The organism is Paraburkholderia sp. BR10954, assembly GCF_040965775.1.
GTDB lineage: Bacteria > Pseudomonadota > Gammaproteobacteria > Burkholderiales > Burkholderiaceae > Paraburkholderia > Paraburkholderia youngii.
Genome location: NZ_JBFRCK010000005.1, coordinates 38,112 through 56,247, shown reverse-complemented (window position 1 = coordinate 56,247; position 18,136 = coordinate 38,112). Strand labels below are relative to the sequence as shown.

Below are 18,136 nucleotides of genomic sequence, written 5' to 3'. Positions count from 1 at the left end.
ATGTTGAAAAAGCGGCTCCAGTAACTATTCTTCACACTGAAATCCGCAGGTTGCGTGGCGGGTCCAGGCGGGGCCGCAACCGCTGCAGCCGAATTCGCCGCGACCGTCCACCACCGGGCTCGACAGATGATCAAGCGCATGTCGCTGATTTCGGCGTATATCGCACTCGGCTGCGCCGCAACGGTGCTGCCGGTCCTGATCAGCATCTATATCGCGAACGAAGACGTCGCCCGCCGCGAGCAGCGAGATCTGAGCCTTTACGCGGAGAAGGCCATGATGCGCACGGAACTGGTCACGTATCAGGGCTTTGCCGCGATCGCGGACCTGCAGGCCGAGCACGCCGAGCCGTGCTCGCCGGAATACCTGAAACGGGCTGCCCACGTGATCTTCAACTACCGCTACGTGCGGGACGCGGGCGCGTACGGCGACGGGCGCTATCTTTGCTCGCCGCTTCTGGGCGACGTTCGGACCCAGGATGTCGAACTGCCGCCGCCGCGCTGGCGCAGCAACGACGGCTACCTGGTCTGGTTTCAGCAAAAGAATCCGCTCAGCGACTTGCGCGAGGATATCCAGATCGGGCGCAACGGCGAATACGTGTCGATCGATCCCCAGTCATATGTCGATGTGATGGATCCAGCGGGAAGGGCGATCGCTACGATCAACACGGAGATAAATTCGATCGTTGCACTGTCGTCCGGCGCGGACCCCGACGAGATGCTCCATGCATGGAAGCAGGCGGGGCGCGTCGATAGCGATGAATGGAACTACGCGGTGGCACGCTCGGAGACGCGCGCCCTCGGTGTCGTCGTCAAAGGCCGGCGCACTAGCCTGCTCAGGGACTGGCCCGGGCTGCTGGCGACGTGGCTATCGTTCGGCGTCGCGATGGGCGCCGCGTTCGGCTGGTTCGCGGTCAAACGGATCTCGCGGCAGGTGTCGTTCCAGGCCTCGCTCGAATGGGCGATCTCCCACAAAACCATCGACGTCGTCTATCAACCGATCGTGAATCTCGCGACCAGCGAATGCGTCGGCGTCGAAGCGCTGGCCAGATGGAATCTGAACGGACGCGATATCTCGCCGAATATCTTCATCGCATTGGCCGAGCAGCATGGCCTGATCCAATCGTTGACCGACCTTGTGTTCGATCAAGCGCTGCAAGATCTGGCAGAGCTATTGCGTTCGCGGCCGTCGTTCTACGTGTCGGTCAACGTCAGCGGCGAGGATCTGCGCACGCCGCGCTTTCTGAACCTGATCAACGCGAGGCTCGCCGGAACCGGCCTGCGTCCCGCGCAGATCAGAATCGAAGCGACGGAGCGCAGTTTCCTGAACGCCGATGTGACCCGGCAGACGATCGCGGCCTTCAGAAGCGCCGGCCACCCGGTCTATATCGACGATTTCGGCACCGGCTATTCGAGCCTCGCCTATTTGCAAACCTTCATGATCGACGTGCTGAAGATCGACAAATCGTTCGTGGACACGATCGCCCAGGACGCGGCGTCGAGCATCGTCGCGCCGCATATCATCGAGATGGCGCACGAATTGGGGGTGGAAATCGTCGCGGAGGGGATCGAGCGCAGCGAGCAGGTCGAGTATCTGGTGCGCCGGGGCGTTCAGTATGGCCAGGGCTGGCTGTTCGCGAAGGCGATGCGGCGCGAGGAACTGCTCGCGTGGCTCGAGGCGCGCCGAGCGTCGCATGCGCCGGCGCAGCCCGCGATCCAGTAGTTCAGCGCCCGGCCTGGCCGGGCGCGATGCGCTTACTGCTTGATGCCTTCGGCCTGGATATGCAGCGTGGTCTTCATGTTGAAGCCGTACGCCTTGCCGAAGTCGATGCCGAAATCGTCGCGATTGAACGTCGCGACCGATTCCGTGCCGCACACTTCGCGCTTCAGCATCGGGTGCTGGATGCACTTGAACGATTCGATCTTCAGGTTGACCGGCTTGGTCACGCCGTGCAGCGTCAGCGTGCCGATCACTTCGACCGGCTTGTCGCCGTCGAAGCGGATCTGCGTGCCCTTGTAGGTCGCGGTCGGGAACTTCGCGGTGTCGAAGAACTTCTCGCCGACGAGCTCCTCGTTGAGCTTGTCGTTGCCGATGCCGACCGAGCTCAGATCGATCGTCGCCTCGACCGTGCCGGTCTTCGCCGCGCGATCGAGCACGACGGTGCCGTTGGCTTTCTGGAACTTGCCGCGCCAGATCGACAGGCCGCCGAAGTGGTCGGTCTCGAAGCTCGGCGATGTGTGCGTCGGATCGAGCAGATAGGTCTCGGCGGCAGCCATCGCGTTGAACGAGCATGCGGCGGCGAGCGCGCCGGCGGCGAGCAGGAAGGATTTCTTCAAGTTGGACTCCAGGGGTCTAAAGGTAATGCAGTGCTGCTGTGTTGAACGTTATTTGTTTGCCGCGACCAGATGAAATTTGATGACGACTTCGTCGGCGACCACCGACGTGTCTTTCCATTCGCCGGTGCCGACGTCGAACTGCGTGCGCTTGATCGGCAGCGAGCCGTCGAAGGTTTGCGTGGCGCCCTGGCTCGCGATCACGACCGGCACGACGACCGTTTGCGATTTGCCCTTGATCGTCAGCTTGCCGGTCACCTTGTACTGGTTGCCGCCCGCCGGCGCGATCGAGCTCGACACGAAGGTCGCGCTCGGGAAGGCGCCGCTGTCGAACCATTCCTTGCCTTGCGCCTGCTTGTTGTAGTCGTCGGCGCCGAGGTCGTAGCTCGCGGTGTCGATCGACACGTTCGCGCTGCCCGCGGCAGGCTTCGCCGGATCGAAGTTCAGCTGCGCGGAGAACTTCCTGAACTTGCCGTCGACGGGCACGTTCATCTGTTTGGTCGTCGCGATTACGCTGCTTTTCGCGAGGTCGACGTCGGCGTGCGCAAGGTTCGCGCCGATGAGCGCAAACGCCGCGAAAGAAGCGAGCGCCGCGCGAGGAGCGGAGAGATAAAAGGGTGTCTTCATGATGGTACGCATCCTATCCGAGCTTCGCGGCGTGATTGCACACCGCGAGGAATTTGATTGCCAACCAGTCGTAACCAATCGACAGGCGTTGTGCCTTTCTTCAAGCTGTCATGTCGTTATGCATGGGTCTTCAGAAACGGCACCATGCGCGCGAGCAGGCCGTCACGATCGACGAACTGATGCTTGAGCGCCGCGAGCACGTGCATCAGCACCAGTGCGAGCAGCGTGTAATTGAGCAGCACGTGCACAGTGCGCAGCGTGGCCTTCAGCGCCTGATCGGGACCGATGATGGTCGGCAGTGGCACGACGCCCAGATACACGACCTGAATGCCGGCCGCCGAACTGTAGAAGTAACCGGACAGCGGAACCGCGAGCATCAGCAGATACAGCAGGCCGTGCACCAGATGCGCGGCGGCCTTCTGCCATGCGGGCGTCGCCGCATCGAGCGCGGGCGCGCGGTGCGTCGCGCGCCACAGCACGCGCAGCAGCGCGAGCGCGAACACGGTCACGCCGATCCATTTGTGCCACGAGAAGTATTTGAGCTTGGTCGGCGTGAAGCCGGGGATATCGGTCATGATCCAGCCGATGTAGAAGCCGCCGATCATCAGCGCGGCGATCAGCCAGTGCAGCGCGATTGCGGCGCCGTGGTAGCGCGTGGGAGCGTGAGCGTGGGTTCGCATCGGGTTTTATCTGTTGCTCGCGAGTAGCCGTGTGGGAATGCGGATGGTAGGGAGGTCAATAGAAACTGAATAGGGGGTGCGCGGGAACAGATTGTTTCCTCGTTGATGTTAATTGTGTTGAAAGACATGCGCGTGGCAACGCATGCCGGGTGCCGTGGAACGGTTGCTGCGACAACCGCTGTGGTAACTTGTTGCGCCGAAATAACGAGGTTGCGCGCGCTTTGCGCGGCCATCGACCTAACCCATTGTCCGGGCTCAAGCTGTGAATCCTGTTTTTCTTTCCTGGGGCATCGCCGCGCTCGCGACCGCCGGTGTGATCACCCGGCCGTTCAAATGGCCCGAAGCCGTGTGGGCCGTCGCCGGCGCGGTGCTGCTCGTCGTGCTCGGTCTGTTGCCCTTGCATCTGGCGATCGAAGCGATCGGCAAGGGCACCGACGTCTATCTGTTCCTGATCGGCATGATGCTGCTATCCGAAGTCGGCCGCCGCGAAGGGCTGTTCGACTGGGTCGCGGTGCTCGCGGTCAATCACGCGCGCAGTTCGCCGCGCAAGCTGTTCGTGCTCGTGTATCTGTTCGGCGTGGTGATCACCGCGTTTCTTTCCAACGACGCCACCGCGGTCGTGCTGACGCCCGCCGTGTTCGCGGCGGCGAAGAAAGCGAAGACGCCGCCGCTGCCGCTGCTGTTCGTCTGCGCGTTCGTCGCCAATGCGGCGAGCTTCGTGCTGCCGATCTCGAATCCGGCCAACATCGTGCTGTACGGCAATCACACGCCGCCGCTGGGACCGTGGATGCTGCGCTTCGCGCTACCGTCGGTGCTGTCGATCGGCGCGACCTTCGTGATGCTGCGCTGGACGCAACGCGACGCGCTCGCTGGCGTCTGCGAGGCGAATCTCGACGCGGTCGAGCTGTCGGCGAGCGGCAAGGTCGCACTCGCGGGCATCGCGGTGACGGCCGGCGCGCTGCTGACGGTCTCCGCTTACGACATCCAGCTCGGCATGCCGACCGCGATCCTCGGCGCGCTGACCGCGCTCGTCGTGCTGATCAAGGAACGCAAATCACCGCTGCCGATGATCCGCGAAATTTCGTGGAATGTATTGCCGCTCGTCGCCGGGCTGTTCGTGCTGGTCGAGATGCTCGATCACACCGGCGTGATCAGCACGTTCGCGGGTGCGCTGCGGCGCGCGACCGAGCACAACGAAATGGAAGCGGCCGCGTGGGCCGGCACGAGCATCGCGGCGCTCAGCAATCTGATCAACAACCTGCCGTCCGGACTGATCGCGAGTTCGACCGTGATGCAGGCGCAGAGCCCCGAGCGCGTGATCGACGCGTTCCTGATCGGCGTCGACCTGGGGCCGAACCTGTCGATCAGCGGCTCCCTCGCGACCATCCTTTGGCTCAACGCGATTCGCCGCGAGGGTGAAGACGTCGGCTTCATGAAATTCCTGAAGGTCGGTGTGCTGGTGATGGTGCCCGCGCTCGTGCTGGCGCTTGGGGCACGGATTCTAACGGGCTGAACGGACAGCTGACCGGTCCTTCCTCCGCGGGCTTGCGCGGGACCCGCGACGTGCGGCGCCGGCGAGCTGGTCCAGTTGCGCGCCGACCGAGCGCAGCCTCGCTTCAAGGTGAGCGACGCGCTGACGTTGCGCGGGCACCATCGACGACCGGTTCAACGCATGCAGCCGGCGATGCCAGTACGACAGCGGAAAACGGTCGCGCGCTGAAAGTGCATTGAAAACGACTTCGAGGTGGGCAATTTCCCTGTCGATATCTTGGTAACTCATCACAAAAGTCCAGGAAAGATGTGGGGATAGGGGCGCGCGAACCTGAAAGGGACAGCAAGCTCCGTTCCATCCCGCCTTTATGTAGTCAAAATCAGCCGTGACGGCGCAAAGCGCCACATGGGAGCGCGCCTGGCGCGCTGCGCGATGGCAAGAAGCGGCAAAGTCCATGCAAGCTTTACTGGCGGCGCCCCCGCGCGCCGCGGCGGCGCTCCACCTTTCAACCAGACAACGGGAATTCACCAGGCGTGCGCGCCAGGCGCGTGTCCTATGCTGAGTCAACGGCGTGGCCCGGCCGTGTGCGATCGAAAGCCGCCCGCTCGAGGGTCCGGAACGCGCTTTCAATGCGGCACGGTCACCAGCGGTTGCGCATAGCTGACGGTCGGCGCGGGCACCACCGCATAGTTGGGCGCGGGCGGCGCGACCGCGGCGGCGGTGGCGGAAGAGTTCGCCGGCTGTACGGGCGGCGCCGCGACGATGGTCGCGGCCGCCACTGGAACGGCGACAGGCGGCGCCGACACGTACACGGGATCGACCGGCACCGGGTAGTAGACCGGCCGTGGCGGCGGCGCGTAGACCACGGCGGCGGGCAGATACACGACGACTCTCGCGTAGGCAGCGGAAGAACAGGCGAGACCGATGGCGGTGAAAGTCGAAGCACAGGCGAGACGGATACTCATTTGGGACTCCTGATGCGTGAAAGCCGACAGAGGGCAGACGGAACGATACGCAGCAGGTCCGCGAAGCGAAACCGCAAACTCATTTCATTCGATGTCACGCAGCACCGGGACTGGGCGCCGTGACATGATTCGACATGATTCTTGAATTGCGGTCGCGCGGCGTCTGACCAAGAATTCGGCCTGTCATCGAAACGGATCGCGGCACCCAGCCAGGCGACGGTCGATGTTCAACCGAAGGAGTCAGTCATGAAGAAGTTGCTCGCCACCGTGCTGCTATGCTGCGCGTCCACCGTCACGTTCGCTCAGGCCGCCGCGCCGCAAGGTATCAGCCAGCAGCGCATGGAGCGCATGGAGCAGCAGTTGCAGACGCGCTTTTCAACCGCGAACACCACGCACGACGGCAAGCTGACCCGTGACCAGGCGGCGGCCGGCATGCCGATGCTCGCGCGTCATTTCGATGAGATCGACACGCAGAAGGCCGGCTACATCACGCTGCCGCAGATCGAGGCGTTCATGCAGGAACGCGGCGCCGCACACTGAGCGGCTCGGACATCGAGGAGCTTTCGGATGGAACGCCCCGCCAGGATCATCGTGCTCGACGACGAAGCCGAGTTGCGCAACATGCTGCTGCGCTTCCTGCGCGGCCACGGTTTCGACGTGCGCGCGGCCGAAGACGGCAAGCGTCTGAACCGCTACCTGGAGCGAGAGCCGTTCGATCTGCTGATACTCGATCTGATGATCGGCGAAGAGGACGGCCTCGAGATTTGCGCGAAGCTGCGCGCGCAAGGGCAGACCTTGCCGATCCTGATGCTGACCGCGAAGGGCGATCCGCTCGATCGGGTGACCGGCCTCGAAACCGGCGCCGACGACTACCTCGCGAAGCCGTTCCTGCCGCGCGAGCTGGTGGCGCGAATCAATGCGCTGCTGCGCCGCCAGAAGATGGCCGCCGGCGACGTCACGGTGACGTCGCAGCGCGTGCGTTTCGGCAACTTCACGCTCGACGTCGGCAAGCAGGAACTGTCGCGCGCGGGCGAGCCGCTCGAGATTCATTCCGCGCAGATGCTGCTGCTGGTCGCGCTCGCGTCGTCGCCGAATCGCGCGGTGAGCCGCGACAACCTGCTCGCGCGTGCGCGAGGGCGCGACCACGATGCGCTCGATCGCAGCATCGACGTGCAGGTGCTGCGGCTGCGGCAGATCGTCGAGGACGACCCGTCGAAGCCGCGTTTCATTCGTACCGTCTGGGGCGTCGGCTACATGCTCGTCGCCGATGTCGAATCATGATGCGCTCGCTGTCACGCAGGCTGCTGCCGCGCACGCTGCTCGCGCGCAACATCGCGCTATTGATCGCGCTCGTGATGCTGAGCCAGATCTGCTCGATCGTCGTGCTGCTGCATTACGTGCAGCGGCCACGGGTCGAGCGCGCGGCGGCCGTGTTCGCGACCTACGTGACGACGCTCGACAACCTGCTCGCCGCCACTCCGCCCGCCTCGCGCGCGGCGCTGACCGCACTACTCGACGCGCGCGAGCAATTGCCCCCCGAAGCGACCGACACGCCGCCGCACGATCTGTTGCACGCGTATCGCACCTATCAGCGCGGCGTGTTCATCGACAGCCTGCAAAAGCATTTGCCCGCCGATATGCCCGCGCGCTGGCAGACCGAGGGCGCACAGCGGCTGTGGATTCGCATGCATGGGTCGCTTGCCGGCGCCGGCAACGCGGCGGGCCTGGCGAGCGCGCCATACTGGATTGCGCTGCCGGTTCCCGAGGACGCGCAGGGCAGCGGCCTCGAAGTGGCGATCTTCCTGTCGTTGGGTCTCGGCGTGCTTGCCGCGCTCGCCGGCTACGCGATCCAGCTGCATCTGAACGAACCCTTGCACGAGCTCACGCAAGCGGCGCGCCGCGTAAGCGCCGGCGATCTGCCCGCGCCGCTGCCGACCGACGGCCCCGCCGAAATCGCCGCCGTGGGCAGCGCATTTAATCAGATGACGCGCGCGTTACAGGACGCCGAAGCGACGCGTGCGTTGATGCTCGCGGGCATCTCGCACGACATCCGCACGCCGTTGACGAAGCTGCGCCTGTCGATGGCGATGGCGATACCGCAGGGGGCCGACAGCAGCTTCGTGATCGCCGCCGAATCGTATCTGGACCAGATCGAGACGATCCTGCAGCAGTTCATGGACTACGCGGGCAGCGGCGAGCGCGAGGAAGCGCAGCCCGGCGATCTGAACGCGCTGATCGAACGGCTCGCGGGCGACTTCGCCGGGCTCGGGCATGAGTTCGAACTTTCGTTGGGCAATTTGCCGGCCGTTTCATATCGGCCGATCAGCATGATGCGGCTGCTGATGAACCTGATGCAGAACGCGATCGTCTACGGCGGCAGCGGGCTTGCGGTGCGCACGTGGGCGACGCGGGAAGCGGTGACGGTCGCGGTCTGCGATCGCGGCAAAGGTTTGACGGCGCAGGAGCTGGAAAAGCTGAAGGCGCCGTTCCAGCGTGGCCGCAATGCGCGTGCGCACAGCGGCGGCACGGGGCTGGGTCTGTCGATCGTCGAGCGGATCGCACGGCTGCACGGCGGCGGCCTGCAGTTTCATCCGCGCGAAGGGGGCGGCCTTGAAGTGTGGGTCGTATTGCCGGTCGAGGCGGCATAGCCGCGAAACGGGAGCAGCGCGCGGTGTTGTTGCCGCTCACTCGCGATCGAGCCACGCGTCGAGCCCGACTCGAAACGCGACGCCCGCGATCACCGGCACGGTCAGCATCAGGATGATGCCGAAGTTCGGGATCTCGTCGCCGTACATGATCGGGTTGTACAGCACGACGCCCGACACGATCGCGAACATCACCACGCCAATGGCGACCATCAGGAGATTGCGCACGGACAGGGACAGCGTCTTGCGCTTCGGCTTGTCGTTCGTGTCGTGAGCGCCGGGTGCTTCGTCGTGTTGGGCAGGCATGATGGTTCTCGTGGCAAAAGACGCGGCATCGGAAGCGGCCGCGGTGGATATCGCGCCCGGCATCATACCCGCGCGCGCACGGCTGATGCGGTTGTCCGCGCCGTTGCGGGTACTCATCCTTACCGACAATATATGCCATTCCAGTCTGCGATTTCAGGCGTCGGCTTGCGACTTCGCGGGAAGCGCCATTGCAGCCACCTGATGTAGCACGTCTGAAGCATCATGAAGACACCTACGCCACGGCGGCGGAGGTTCGGTGTTTGGACTAGGACGCCGCTTCAGTGTGATCGAGCCATTGCGCGAACTCGTGCCGCAACTGCGCGATATCGAGCGGCTTGCCGAGGAGCCGCGCACCCGGAATCGCCGCCCCGATCTCCGCGCTGCGACCGTAGCCCGACACCAGCAGCACGCGGATCGCGGGCTGCACTTGCCGCACGGCGCGCGCGAGTTCATCGCCGGACATACCGGGCAGCGTGAGGTCGGTCAACAGCACGTCGTAGTGTTGCGTGTTCGCGAGCGGCAGCGCTGCTTCCGCGCTCGCGACAGCGGTGCACGCGAGACCTAGCGCGCCGAGCAGTTCGCCAAGCGCCTCGCGCGATTCGGTGTCGTCCTCGACGAACAGCACCCGTGCGGCTTCCTGGGCCGCGCGCGGCTGGGCCGCCTTTTGCGGCCTTTTCTTCGGCTCTTTTTTCGACGTTTTCTGCGGCGCCTTCGTCGCGCCATACGTGTCGACGGTTTCGTACGCCGCGGGCGGAACACATGCGGCGATACGCGCTTCTCGCATCTCGGCCGCGCGGTCCGCGCGGGTGGCGCCCGCACGTAGAACGTGACGCACCATACGGGCGAGGTCGTCGCGCCGGTATGGCTTCGACAGCAGCGTGATGCCCGCGTCGAGCTTGCCGTGGTGGACGATTTCGTCGCGCGTATAGCCCGATGTGAACAGCGTGGGCAGCGGCGGCGTGCGCGCGGCCGCGCGTTGCGCGAGCTCGACGCTCTTCAGCTTGCCCGGCATCACGACGTCGGTGAACAACAGATCGATCGGCACGTCGCTGTCGATGAACTCGAGCGCCGCGTCGCCATTCGACGCGGTCAGCACCTTGTAGCCGAGCTGCGCGAGCATTTCGACCGCGGTTAGCCGCACGTCGGCATCATCCTCGACGACGAGTATCGTTTCGCCGCCGCCGACCGATGCCGCGGTGCCGTCGACGGTCTCCGGCGTCTCCGCCTCGCAGCAGCGCGGAAAGAACAGCGACACGGTCGTGCCGCGTCCCACTTCGCTTTCGATCGACACCTGTCCGCCGCTTTGTCGCGCGAAGCCGAACACCATGGACAGGCCAAGGCCGGTGCCGTGGCCGTCGGGCTTGGTCGTGAAGAACGGTTCGAACACGTGTTGCAGCACTTCGGGCGGCATCCCCGAACCGGTGTCGGCAACCGAGAACTCCACGTATTCGCCGGGCGACAGGTCGGGTTTGCCGCGGCAGAACGCGGCGTCGAGCGTGCGGTTGGTCGCGCGCACGGTGAGCACGCCGTCGGTGCGCATCGCGTCGCGTGCATTGATCGCGAGATTGAGCAGCGCGTTTTCGAGCTGATTGCGATCGACCTGCACGTTCCACAGATCGTCGCTGAGCACCGTGTCGATCCGCACCGTTTCGCCGAGCGCGCGGTGCAGCATCTCGCTCATGCCGGTCAGCAGGCGGCGTGGATTCAGCACGGTCGGCGACAGCGGCTGACGCCGCGCGAACGCGAGCAGATGCGCGGCGAGCTTCGCGCCGCGTCTGACGGCATCGGTTGCGGCGGATAGACGCCGCTGGGTGACCGGGTTGTCGTCGGCGTCAGCGGCGAGCATCTGCAGATTGCCGTTGATCACCTGCAGCACGTTGTTGAAGTCGTGCGCGACGCCGCCCGTCAGGCCGCCGATCGCTTCCATCTTCTGCGCCTGGCGCAGCTGCTCCTCGGCGAGCGCGCGCGCCGCGATCGAATCGGCGACGCGCTGTTCGAGTGTTTCGGTCAGCTGAAGAAGCTGCTGTTCGGCGATCTTGCGCTCGTGAATGTCGATCAGCACGCCCGGAAAGCGCGTTGGTTCGCCGTGTTCGTCGAACTGGCAGCGGCCGTTCGCCTGCACCCACATATAGCCGCCGCCGGGACGCCGGATCCGGTACTCGGCGCGAAACGGCTCGCCGCTGCGGATCGCTTCGGCGGTCAGGCGGTCGTTGAGCTCCTGGTCGTCGGGATGGATGATCTGCGTGGCCGCATCGCGCGCGACGCCTTTCGACGCTGTATCGCGCCCAAATGAAAAGGTGCGCGCGAAGCGTTCGTCGCCGGTGACCTCGCCCGTGCGCACGTCGAGCACCCAGGTGCCGAGCACCGCGCCGGTGTTCAGTGCAAGTTGCAGGCGCTCGTTGGTCTCGTGCAGTTCGGTTTCGGCTTGCTGGCGCAGGCGCTCGGTGAGCACGCGCCCGGTGGTTTCGACGACCATCGAGAGCACACCGGCCGGCGCGCCGCTATCGCCCGCGACCGGGCTGTAGTACAGGTCCATCCACACGTCTTCCGGCTTGCCGTCGCGCAGCAGCACGAGCGCCTTGTCGCGATACGACAGCGTGCCGCCGGCGAGACAGGTGGCCATTACGTGACGATTGAAGTCGGCGACTTCGGGCCAGCCGTCTTCGATCGGACGGCCGAGCAGATACGGATGCCGGCCGCCCGCGAAGACCGCATAGGCGTCGTTGTAGATCATGTAGCCGGGCTCGTCCCACAACAGCACGAGCGGCATCGGCGACGCGAGCATCGTCAGGACCGTCGAGGTCAGACTGCGCTGCCAGTTTTCGATCGCGCCGAGGCTGGTCGCGCGCCAGTCGAATTCGCTGATGCGTCGCGCCATCTCGCCGCGCCAGCCGGCGCAGCCGTAGTCTTCTGCCGGAAAAGGCATGCAGCGCTCCACCTGAATTCACGTCGAAAATGATCGGCTCGGGACCGAAGCTTCGCAGGCTTCGCGCAGCCTCGCGAGCTGCAATTATTGTATGGCACATCGCCATACCGTTGATGCTTCGCGGACGCTATTCGGGGTTTTGCCGGGTAAGCAGCCATGTCCGAAAACGTACCGATTCGGCACGTCGTTCGATGCACGGGCAACATTTACCGCGAAGTGCGTTTGCTGCACAGCGAAAGCGGAAGAAGCGCCCGCATTTCCGGCGTGGATCGATACGCGCGGTACGCGCTACGCGAGGGGATGCGAATGAAACTGAGGCGTCAGTTGGACAACGACAGATACTGCGAAGTCAACGGCACTGGCGGGAACGGCTGCAAACCGGTCTGCTTGTTGAAGCTATAGCGCACGTACACGGCCGCAAGCCACTCGCGATACTCATAAGCGTTGCCGAACGACGCGGTTGCGCCGACCGCGAGCTGCGGCGCGAGCTGATATTCGCCGACGCCGCTGATCGAATACGACACACCGGTCTTGCTCTGCCCCGGGTAGACGGCGGTCAGACCGTTGCCGAGGGATTGCGCGGCGGCGGCCGCGTCGCCCTGGCGCGACGAGCCGTCGTTTAGCGGGAAGTAGTTCGACGCGTCCTCGCGGTAATGCTGCACGCCGATCGAGCCTTTCACGTCGTACGTAAACAGGCCTGTGCGGCCCGACCATTCGACCGGCAGATTCAGGATCACGTACTGCTGCGGACTGAAGTAGCCGCCCTGGCCGTACGTGAAGAACGACAGATTGCGGTTGTAGCCCATGATCGTCGTGTTCACGCCGACCGTCAGCGTCTGGTCGGCGTCTTTCAGCAGACGCGTGTAGACGCCGCCGCCGCCCTTGACCGCGTTGTTGCTCGGCACATTGGTGCCCATGTAATGCTGATACGACGCGTTCACGTACAGGCCGCTCGTGTCGTCGTCCCACGTGAGGCTGGCGCGCGCGCCGGTCGATGTGACGCCGCCCCATTCGAGGCCGGCGGCCGCATCGCGCGCGCCCGCGTACGACAGCAGGCTGTCCGTCACCGCGCGCCGCGCGACCGCGATCGAGTACGACACCTTGTCGGTGATGCCGCCGTTGTATTGCGCGCCGCCGACGATGTTGGTCTCGCGGAAGCCGATCGGCGTCACGCCGATATCGCCGCTGATGCTGCGGCTGTCGTAGCCGACCGACAGGCCCACACCGCTCGCGGTCTGGCTGCCGTAGTTGTTGGTGCCGTTTTGCGCGGCGTTCTTTGACGAGTCGGTCGAAAGCCCCGCGCCGAAGCGCGCGAGCGTCGAGGTGCTGTTCGACGCGGTGCCGGCGTCGAGCGTGACCGGGGTCGCGCTCACGATCACGTGGCCGTTGCCCGCCTTGATGCGCCCCTGGATCGGCGCCTCGATGTCGGTGAGCGACGACAGGCCGTCCTCCCCGACGCGATTGCGGAAGATCAGGCCGCCCGACACGGTGCTCGACTGCTCGCGATTGATCTGCGCGAGCTCTTCCGCGACGCCGAGCGTCTGCGCGTTCGCGGCGTTCGTCTGCGGGTTGTTCTGTGTGTTGCCGCTGGGCGGGTAGTACGGCTGCGCGTAGCCGGCCGGCGGTTGCGGAATGTACGGCTGCTGCGCGTAGTAGCCCTGATTCGGGTATGGCGGCTGCGGTTGATAGGGCTGCTGCTGCGGGTACGGCTGGTACGGCTGATACGGCTGCGCGTAGCCCTGCTGCTGCGGATACGGCGGCGGTTGCTGCGCGTAGACCGGCGCGGGTTGGCTCGTTTTCGCGGTGCTCTTCTTCGTGTTGTTCTTTGCGCTGGTGCGTGTCGATCCGTACGGCAGCGGCGTCGTCGATGCGGCGTTGGCCTGCGCTTCGCGCGCGGCCGGCGACATCGGCCAAGGTGTGGCTGCATAGCCGTCCTGCGCGCCGTAGGGCTGCTGCGGATACGCCGGCTGCTGCGCATAAGGCTGCGGCTGCGGATAACCCGCGTTGTATTGCTGCTGCGGCATCGGCTGCATGGGCGCAGGGCCTTGGCCCGGATAAGGCTGCAACGGCGCGCCCGACTGGCTCGAGCCGTAGGCTTCCTGGCCGTAGCCGCCGACTTCGGCGGCGGAGCGGGGCGCTCCATACGGGGCAGCAACGGGTGCGGGCGGCGCGGCAGGCGCGTTATAAGGCGCCGCGGCGGGCGCCGTATAAGGCGCGACATACGGCGCGGGCGGAGGGGGCGGCGGATAGTTCGGCACGGTCTGCGTCGGCGAGGAAGACTGCGTATTCAGGAGCGGAAGCGCGGGACGCGCGGCATGGTCGGCGTCGCTCGAAGTCGCGATCGCCGTCTTGCCTTCGAAGGGATTGGTGCCCGGCAGCGGCGTCGCGCCGATCTGGCTCATCGCCGCTTCCCAGCCGCGCGGCACGTTGCCGCCTGCGGTACGGGGCGCGTTCGCGACCAGCGGCGTATTGGCCGCGACCAGCGAGCGTTGCAGATAGGTCGACGCGAGCGACAGCTTGCCCTGGGCGCGATACATGCGGCCCACGGTCGCGAGCACGCCCGGATCGTTCGGTGCGAGGGCAAGCGCCTGGTTCGCGAGCGTTTCGGCGTAGCTGAACTGCTTCGAGCCGGCCGCGGCGGAGATCGCCGCCTGCAGCAGGCTTAGGTCGTCGGGGCGGCGTTGCAGCGCGACGCGGAAGCTCGTGAGCGCGTTGCGGTCGTCGCCCGCGCTCGCGTACATGCGGCCGAGCGCGGCCTGCAGGTCGGGGTTGTCGGGCATCGCGGCGAGCCACGGCGCGATCACCTCGTAGGCGCTCGCGAGATCGCCGCGCAGACGTACCGCGTCAGCCTGCCGGACGACGATGCCGAGATTCAGGTTGTCGAAGTCGGTGCGCTGCTGCGGCGTCAGCTGCATGCTCTGCAACTGGCGCATCACGTTGCCGAGCTCGGCCTGCTGGTTGGCCGCGGACAGAATGCCCGCGTATTGCAGCAGCAGATCGGTGTTGCCCGGCGCCGCACTCATCGCGGCGCGCACCAGACTCAGCGCACGGCTCGGATCGCCGGCCTGCTGGTACGCGCCGGCGATCACGCCGATCAGCTCGGGGTTGCTGCCGGCCACCGGCTCGGCGGCGCGCAAGGTCGCGATGGCCTGCTGCGTCTGGCCGTTCTTCGCCATGCGCGTCGCGAGGTCGGCCTGCTGATGCACCCACAGCCGATGCTGCAGCGTCGTCATCGCGTCGGTGCGCTGCGCGGGCGCAATGCGGTCGAGCTGCGCGAGACCGGTCGACCAGTCCTGGGTTTCCGCCGACAGCAGCGCGCTCGCGTACAGCGCATCGGTCATGTCCGGATGGGTGGCGAGCAGGCCGTCCATCATGCTGCGCGCATTCGCGACCGCGCCCTGGCGCACGTAGATGCGCGCGAGGTCGAGCCGCAGCCACGGATCGTCGGGCTTGTTTAGCAGCGCGTCCTCGAACAGGCTGCGCGCGGTGCCGAGATCGCCGCGCGCTTCGGCCGCGCGCGCCTGCGCCGCCTGCGCGTCGCCGCGCAAACGGTCGATGCCGCCGACCTTCGCCTGTTGCTCCGCGTTCAACGCATTGGCGAACTGCAGCGCCTCGTCGGCGCGGCCCTGCGCGGCGAGCGCGCCGACGAGGCCGCGAATCGCGTCCGGGTTGTCGGCCTGCCGGCGCAGCGCCATCCGGTACGCCTGCTCGGCGCCGGCCGGGTCGCCGGTCTGAAGCAGCATTTCGCCCAGTTGCACCTGCGCGGTCACGTCCGAAGGATTCAGCGCGATCGCGCGCTCGAACAGCGCCTTCGCCTTCGCGAACTCGCCGTTGCTGCGCGCGCCGATCGCTTCGCTCGTGTAGGTCCAGTAGGTCGCGCTGTCGAGTGCGGTTTTCCAGCGCGCCGGATTGGGGCCGCGCGAGGCGCGCTCCAGGTAGTTGCGCGCGTCGGCGAAATGCTCCTGCTTCAGCGCTGCGATGCCCATGCCGCCTAGCGCGTCGGTATCGTTAGGACTGTTTGCGAGCACCGACGAGAACCTGGCGCGCGCGGTCACGATATCGTCGCGGTCGAGCGCGGCGAAGCCCTCGGCGATCACGCGTCCGCGCGCGTCGGCGGCGGCGGCGGCGTTTTGCTGCGCGCGGGCGCGCGCCGCGCTGTCCTGCTGCACCATCGAGTCGAAGCGCGCCTTCACCGCGGCGTCTTCCCCGGCGGTCTGGAAAAACGACTCGTACAGCGCGGCGTCGGAGGGCCGCGCATCGAGCCACAGCAGCGCCTGGCGCCAGCTTTTTTTCGCCGCCGCGCCGACCGAGGTGTCGCCTGCGAGCTTCTGCAGCCGCGCGATACCGTCGCGCCGCGTGACGTCGCGATAGGTCAGATGCTGTGCGTACGCGAGTGCGAAGCGCGGGTCGTTCGGGTTGTCGTGCGCGAGCTGTTCGAGGCCCCGGCGCGCTTCGTCACAGCCCTGCGGCGTCGCCGACAGCGCCTGGTAGTACTCCAGTTGCAACTGCGGCGTGGCGGGCTTGCCGGTCAGCGCGCGCTGATACTCCTGCACCGCGCTCGCGCTCTGACCGGCTTGCGCGAGCCGGCGCGCTTCGTTGATCGTCTGATCGCGCGGGCTGGTCTGGCCCAGCCGGCGGCCGAGCTCATCGAGATTCGGATAGTTCGGCGCGGCCGCCTTCAGCCGCGCGAGGTACTGCTGCGCGCCGGCGCCGTCCTTGCGGTCGGCCAGCACCATGCCCATGCCGAACAGCGCGTCGGGCTGCTTCGGATCGATGCTGAGCACCTTCTGCCAGGCCTGCTCGGCGAGATCGCCGCGCTGATGCGACTGCCAGTACTTGCCCTGATCGATCAGCACGGTGAGCGGATCCTGGGTCGCCTGCGCGAGCGCATCGGGCGCGGCCGCGGCCGCGCAGAGCACCGCGCCGACGGACAGCGCGATGCGCAGCGACGCGGCCAGAGCGTTCAATCGCATGCGGCCCTCCACGCGGGCACGAGGCTGCCGGCTTCATCGAAGCGGAAGCGGCCATCGATGAACCCCGTGCCGAACAGACCCAGCACACGATCGTAGTACACCGGTTCGCGGCCCGGCACGCTCGCGTCGAGCGCGGCGAGCCGCGTGCGCGCGAGGCCGAGGCCGTGCTCGTCGCCCAGCGTCTTGAAGTACGGCGCGAGCGCGCCCCAGTAGCTGAGCGGGCCTTCGCCGCTCGACGCGCCAGTGGTTGACGACACCTTCTCCGGCGGGAAGCCGTTCTGCGCGACCTTCGCGCGCATGCCGCCGAGCGCGCCGAGCCACGGCTTCGCGAGCGGATCGGCGGGCGACGCGAGGCCGGCCCACAGATAGACGCGGATCGCGTCGTAACTGCCGACGTCGCCATTCTTCGGATCGACGACGAACCGGCCGTTTTGCCACGCCGCCCAGTCGGGCGCGAAGCCTTGCGGCGACACGGTTTTGACGAACTGGTAGGCGTTGTCGGCAAGCTTGGTCCACGGGCCGTCCGGCACCTCGTGCGCGAGCGCGCGCAGTACCGGCAGCGGCAGATAGCTCGGGTTCAGACGCGTGACGCTGCCGTTCCTGAAACCCTGCGCGCCCGGCAGCAGCATCGGCCCGAGGCCGGACAGATTCGCGACTTCGTCGTGCGCGATGCGCTCGGCCAGCGCCTGACCGAGCTGCGTGTAGGCGGGGTTGTGCCACAGACGGCCCGCCTGCAACAGATCGTAGGCGATCCAGAGATCGGAATCCGATGCCGAATTCGGATCGAGCACGCCGTACGAGCCGTCTGGCTTTTTGCCCCATTGCCACGCGGGCAGCCGCAGATTCTGCGGGTCGAACTGGTCGCCCGCGAGATTCGCGCGGGTCCAGCCGAGCAGCTTGTCGAAGGTCGCCCGGTCGTTGGCGACCAGCGCGAAAAAGAGCGCGTAGGACTGGCCTTCCGAGGTGGTCTGCTGGGTCGGCGTCGAGTAGTCGATCACGCGGCCGTCGGCCTGCACGAAACGTTGCACGAAGGTTCGCCAGGCGCTCCAGTCGCCGCAGGCGGCGCCGTTCTGCGCGGCCTGCGCGGTGCCGCTCGAAGCCGCAAGACTCGCCGACGCCGCGATGCCGATCCCGAGCGCGAGCGCAAAAGAGCTTCTTCTGTCGATCCAAAACCGCATACGAGTCATATCCG

The 18,136-nt window shown here is 66.3% G+C and carries 14 protein-coding genes; 6 read left to right on the top strand and 8 right to left on the bottom strand.

Annotated elements, in window-relative coordinates; genetic code table 11:
- Positions 1-138 precede the first annotated feature (138 nt).
- Entirely contained in the window at positions 139-1,719 is a 1,581-nt protein-coding gene (locus tag AB4Y34_RS09535; protein WP_368715871.1) for an EAL domain-containing protein, read from the top strand.
- A gap of 32 nt (positions 1,720-1,751) precedes the next feature.
- On the opposite strand, the gene AB4Y34_RS09530 is transcribed toward AB4Y34_RS09535, so the two are convergent.
- The 3 genes from AB4Y34_RS09530 to AB4Y34_RS09520 all read right to left on the bottom strand — a co-directional run bounded on the left by AB4Y34_RS09530 (position 1,752) and on the right by AB4Y34_RS09520 (position 3,637).
- Positions 1,752-2,333 carry a YceI family protein gene (locus AB4Y34_RS09530; protein ID WP_176380999.1) on the bottom strand — a complete coding sequence of 194 codons (582 nt, stop codon included), beginning with the start codon at positions 2,331-2,333 and terminating at the stop codon, positions 1,752-1,754.
- Positions 2,334-2,381: 48 nt separating this feature from the next.
- Positions 2,382-2,957 carry a YceI family protein gene (locus AB4Y34_RS09525; protein ID WP_368715870.1) on the bottom strand — a complete coding sequence of 192 codons (576 nt, stop codon included), beginning with the start codon at positions 2,955-2,957 and terminating at the stop codon, positions 2,382-2,384.
- A gap of 116 nt (positions 2,958-3,073) precedes the next feature.
- Entirely contained in the window at positions 3,074-3,637 is a 564-nt protein-coding gene (locus AB4Y34_RS09520) for a cytochrome b (RefSeq protein ID WP_368715869.1), read from the bottom strand.
- A gap of 262 nt (positions 3,638-3,899) precedes the next feature.
- Here AB4Y34_RS09520 and AB4Y34_RS09515 point away from each other — a divergent pair, with 262 nt between their 5' ends.
- The gene (locus AB4Y34_RS09515) at positions 3,900-5,150 is read left to right on the top strand and encodes an arsenic transporter (RefSeq protein WP_176380996.1); all 1,251 of its coding nucleotides are present in this window, start codon (positions 3,900-3,902) and stop codon (positions 5,148-5,150) included.
- A 605-nt stretch (positions 5,151-5,755) separates the two neighbouring features.
- Here the strand turns inward: AB4Y34_RS09515 and AB4Y34_RS09510 are convergent.
- Positions 5,756-6,094: a hypothetical protein gene (locus tag AB4Y34_RS09510; protein ID WP_368715868.1), complete on the bottom strand. Its 339-nt coding sequence runs from the start codon at positions 6,092-6,094 to the stop codon at positions 5,756-5,758.
- A gap of 246 nt (positions 6,095-6,340) precedes the next feature.
- Here AB4Y34_RS09510 and AB4Y34_RS09505 point away from each other — a divergent pair, with 246 nt between their 5' ends.
- The 3 genes from AB4Y34_RS09505 to AB4Y34_RS09495 are packed head-to-tail and all read left to right on the top strand — an operon-like array spanning position 6,341 to position 8,742.
- Positions 6,341-6,634, top strand: coding sequence for an EF-hand domain-containing protein (locus tag AB4Y34_RS09505; RefSeq protein ID WP_176107818.1), 294 nt, complete (start codon positions 6,341-6,343; stop codon positions 6,632-6,634).
- A 27-nt stretch (positions 6,635-6,661) separates the two neighbouring features.
- A complete protein-coding gene (locus tag AB4Y34_RS09500) occupies positions 6,662-7,375 on the top strand; it encodes a response regulator (RefSeq protein ID WP_176124814.1) in 714 nt (237 codons plus the stop codon).
- Positions 7,372-8,742 (top strand): ATP-binding protein, encoded by a 1,371-nt coding sequence (locus tag AB4Y34_RS09495; RefSeq protein WP_368715867.1) that lies wholly within the window; start codon positions 7,372-7,374, stop codon positions 8,740-8,742. The genes AB4Y34_RS09500 and AB4Y34_RS09495 overlap by 4 nt, the downstream gene beginning before the upstream one ends.
- A 36-nt stretch (positions 8,743-8,778) precedes the next feature.
- Here AB4Y34_RS09495 and AB4Y34_RS09490 read toward each other — a convergent pair whose 3' ends face one another.
- Positions 8,779-9,045, bottom strand: a complete 267-nt coding sequence (locus tag AB4Y34_RS09490) for a hypothetical protein (protein ID WP_176107821.1) — start codon at positions 9,043-9,045, stop codon at positions 8,779-8,781.
- Here AB4Y34_RS09490 and AB4Y34_RS09485 point away from each other — a divergent pair.
- Positions 9,044-9,247, top strand: a complete 204-nt coding sequence (locus tag AB4Y34_RS09485) for a hypothetical protein (protein ID WP_368715866.1) — start codon at positions 9,044-9,046, stop codon at positions 9,245-9,247. The genes AB4Y34_RS09490 and AB4Y34_RS09485 overlap by 2 nt on opposite strands.
- Before the next feature lie 63 nt (positions 9,248-9,310).
- Here AB4Y34_RS09485 and AB4Y34_RS09480 read toward each other — a convergent pair whose 3' ends face one another.
- The 3 genes from AB4Y34_RS09480 to bcsZ form a co-directional block, all read right to left on the bottom strand.
- On the bottom strand, positions 9,311-11,971 hold the full coding sequence (locus tag AB4Y34_RS09480) for a response regulator (protein WP_368715865.1): 2,661 nt from the start codon (positions 11,969-11,971) through the stop codon (positions 9,311-9,313).
- A 320-nt stretch (positions 11,972-12,291) separates the two neighbouring features.
- Positions 12,292-16,944 carry a cellulose synthase subunit BcsC-related outer membrane protein gene (locus AB4Y34_RS09475; protein WP_368715864.1) on the bottom strand — a complete coding sequence of 1,551 codons (4,653 nt, stop codon included), beginning with the start codon at positions 16,942-16,944 and terminating at the stop codon, positions 12,292-12,294.
- Complete coding sequence (bcsZ, locus tag AB4Y34_RS09470; protein WP_368715863.1) at positions 16,935-18,122, bottom strand: cellulose synthase complex periplasmic endoglucanase BcsZ; 1,188 nt, start codon at positions 18,120-18,122, stop codon at positions 16,935-16,937. Before bcsZ ends, AB4Y34_RS09475 begins: the two co-directional genes overlap by 10 nt.
- Positions 18,123-18,136 lie beyond the last annotated feature (14 nt).

Coding starts and splice junctions, on each gene's coding strand:
- AB4Y34_RS09535 (WP_368715871.1), top strand. CDS start 139: ATGTCGCTGATTTCGGCGTATATCGCACTCGGCTGCGCCGCAACGGTG.
- AB4Y34_RS09525 (WP_368715870.1), bottom strand. CDS start 2,957: ATGAAGACACCCTTTTATCTCTCCGCTCCTCGCGCGGCGCTCGCTTCT.
- AB4Y34_RS09520 (WP_368715869.1), bottom strand. CDS start 3,637: ATGCGAACCCACGCTCACGCTCCCACGCGCTACCACGGCGCCGCAATC.
- AB4Y34_RS09510 (WP_368715868.1), bottom strand. CDS start 6,094: ATGAGTATCCGTCTCGCCTGTGCTTCGACTTTCACCGCCATCGGTCTC.
- AB4Y34_RS09505 (WP_176107818.1), top strand. CDS start 6,341: ATGAAGAAGTTGCTCGCCACCGTGCTGCTATGCTGCGCGTCCACCGTC.
- AB4Y34_RS09500 (WP_176124814.1), top strand. CDS start 6,662: ATGGAACGCCCCGCCAGGATCATCGTGCTCGACGACGAAGCCGAGTTG.
- AB4Y34_RS09495 (WP_368715867.1), top strand. CDS start 7,372: ATGATGCGCTCGCTGTCACGCAGGCTGCTGCCGCGCACGCTGCTCGCG.
- AB4Y34_RS09485 (WP_368715866.1), top strand. CDS start 9,044: ATGATGGTTCTCGTGGCAAAAGACGCGGCATCGGAAGCGGCCGCGGTG.
- AB4Y34_RS09490 (WP_176107821.1), bottom strand. CDS start 9,045: ATGCCTGCCCAACACGACGAAGCACCCGGCGCTCACGACACGAACGAC.
- AB4Y34_RS09480 (WP_368715865.1), bottom strand. CDS start 11,971: ATGCCTTTTCCGGCAGAAGACTACGGCTGCGCCGGCTGGCGCGGCGAG.
- AB4Y34_RS09475 (WP_368715864.1), bottom strand. CDS start 16,944: ATGCGATTGAACGCTCTGGCCGCGTCGCTGCGCATCGCGCTGTCCGTC.
- bcsZ (WP_368715863.1), bottom strand. CDS start 18,122: ATGCGGTTTTGGATCGACAGAAGAAGCTCTTTTGCGCTCGCGCTCGGG.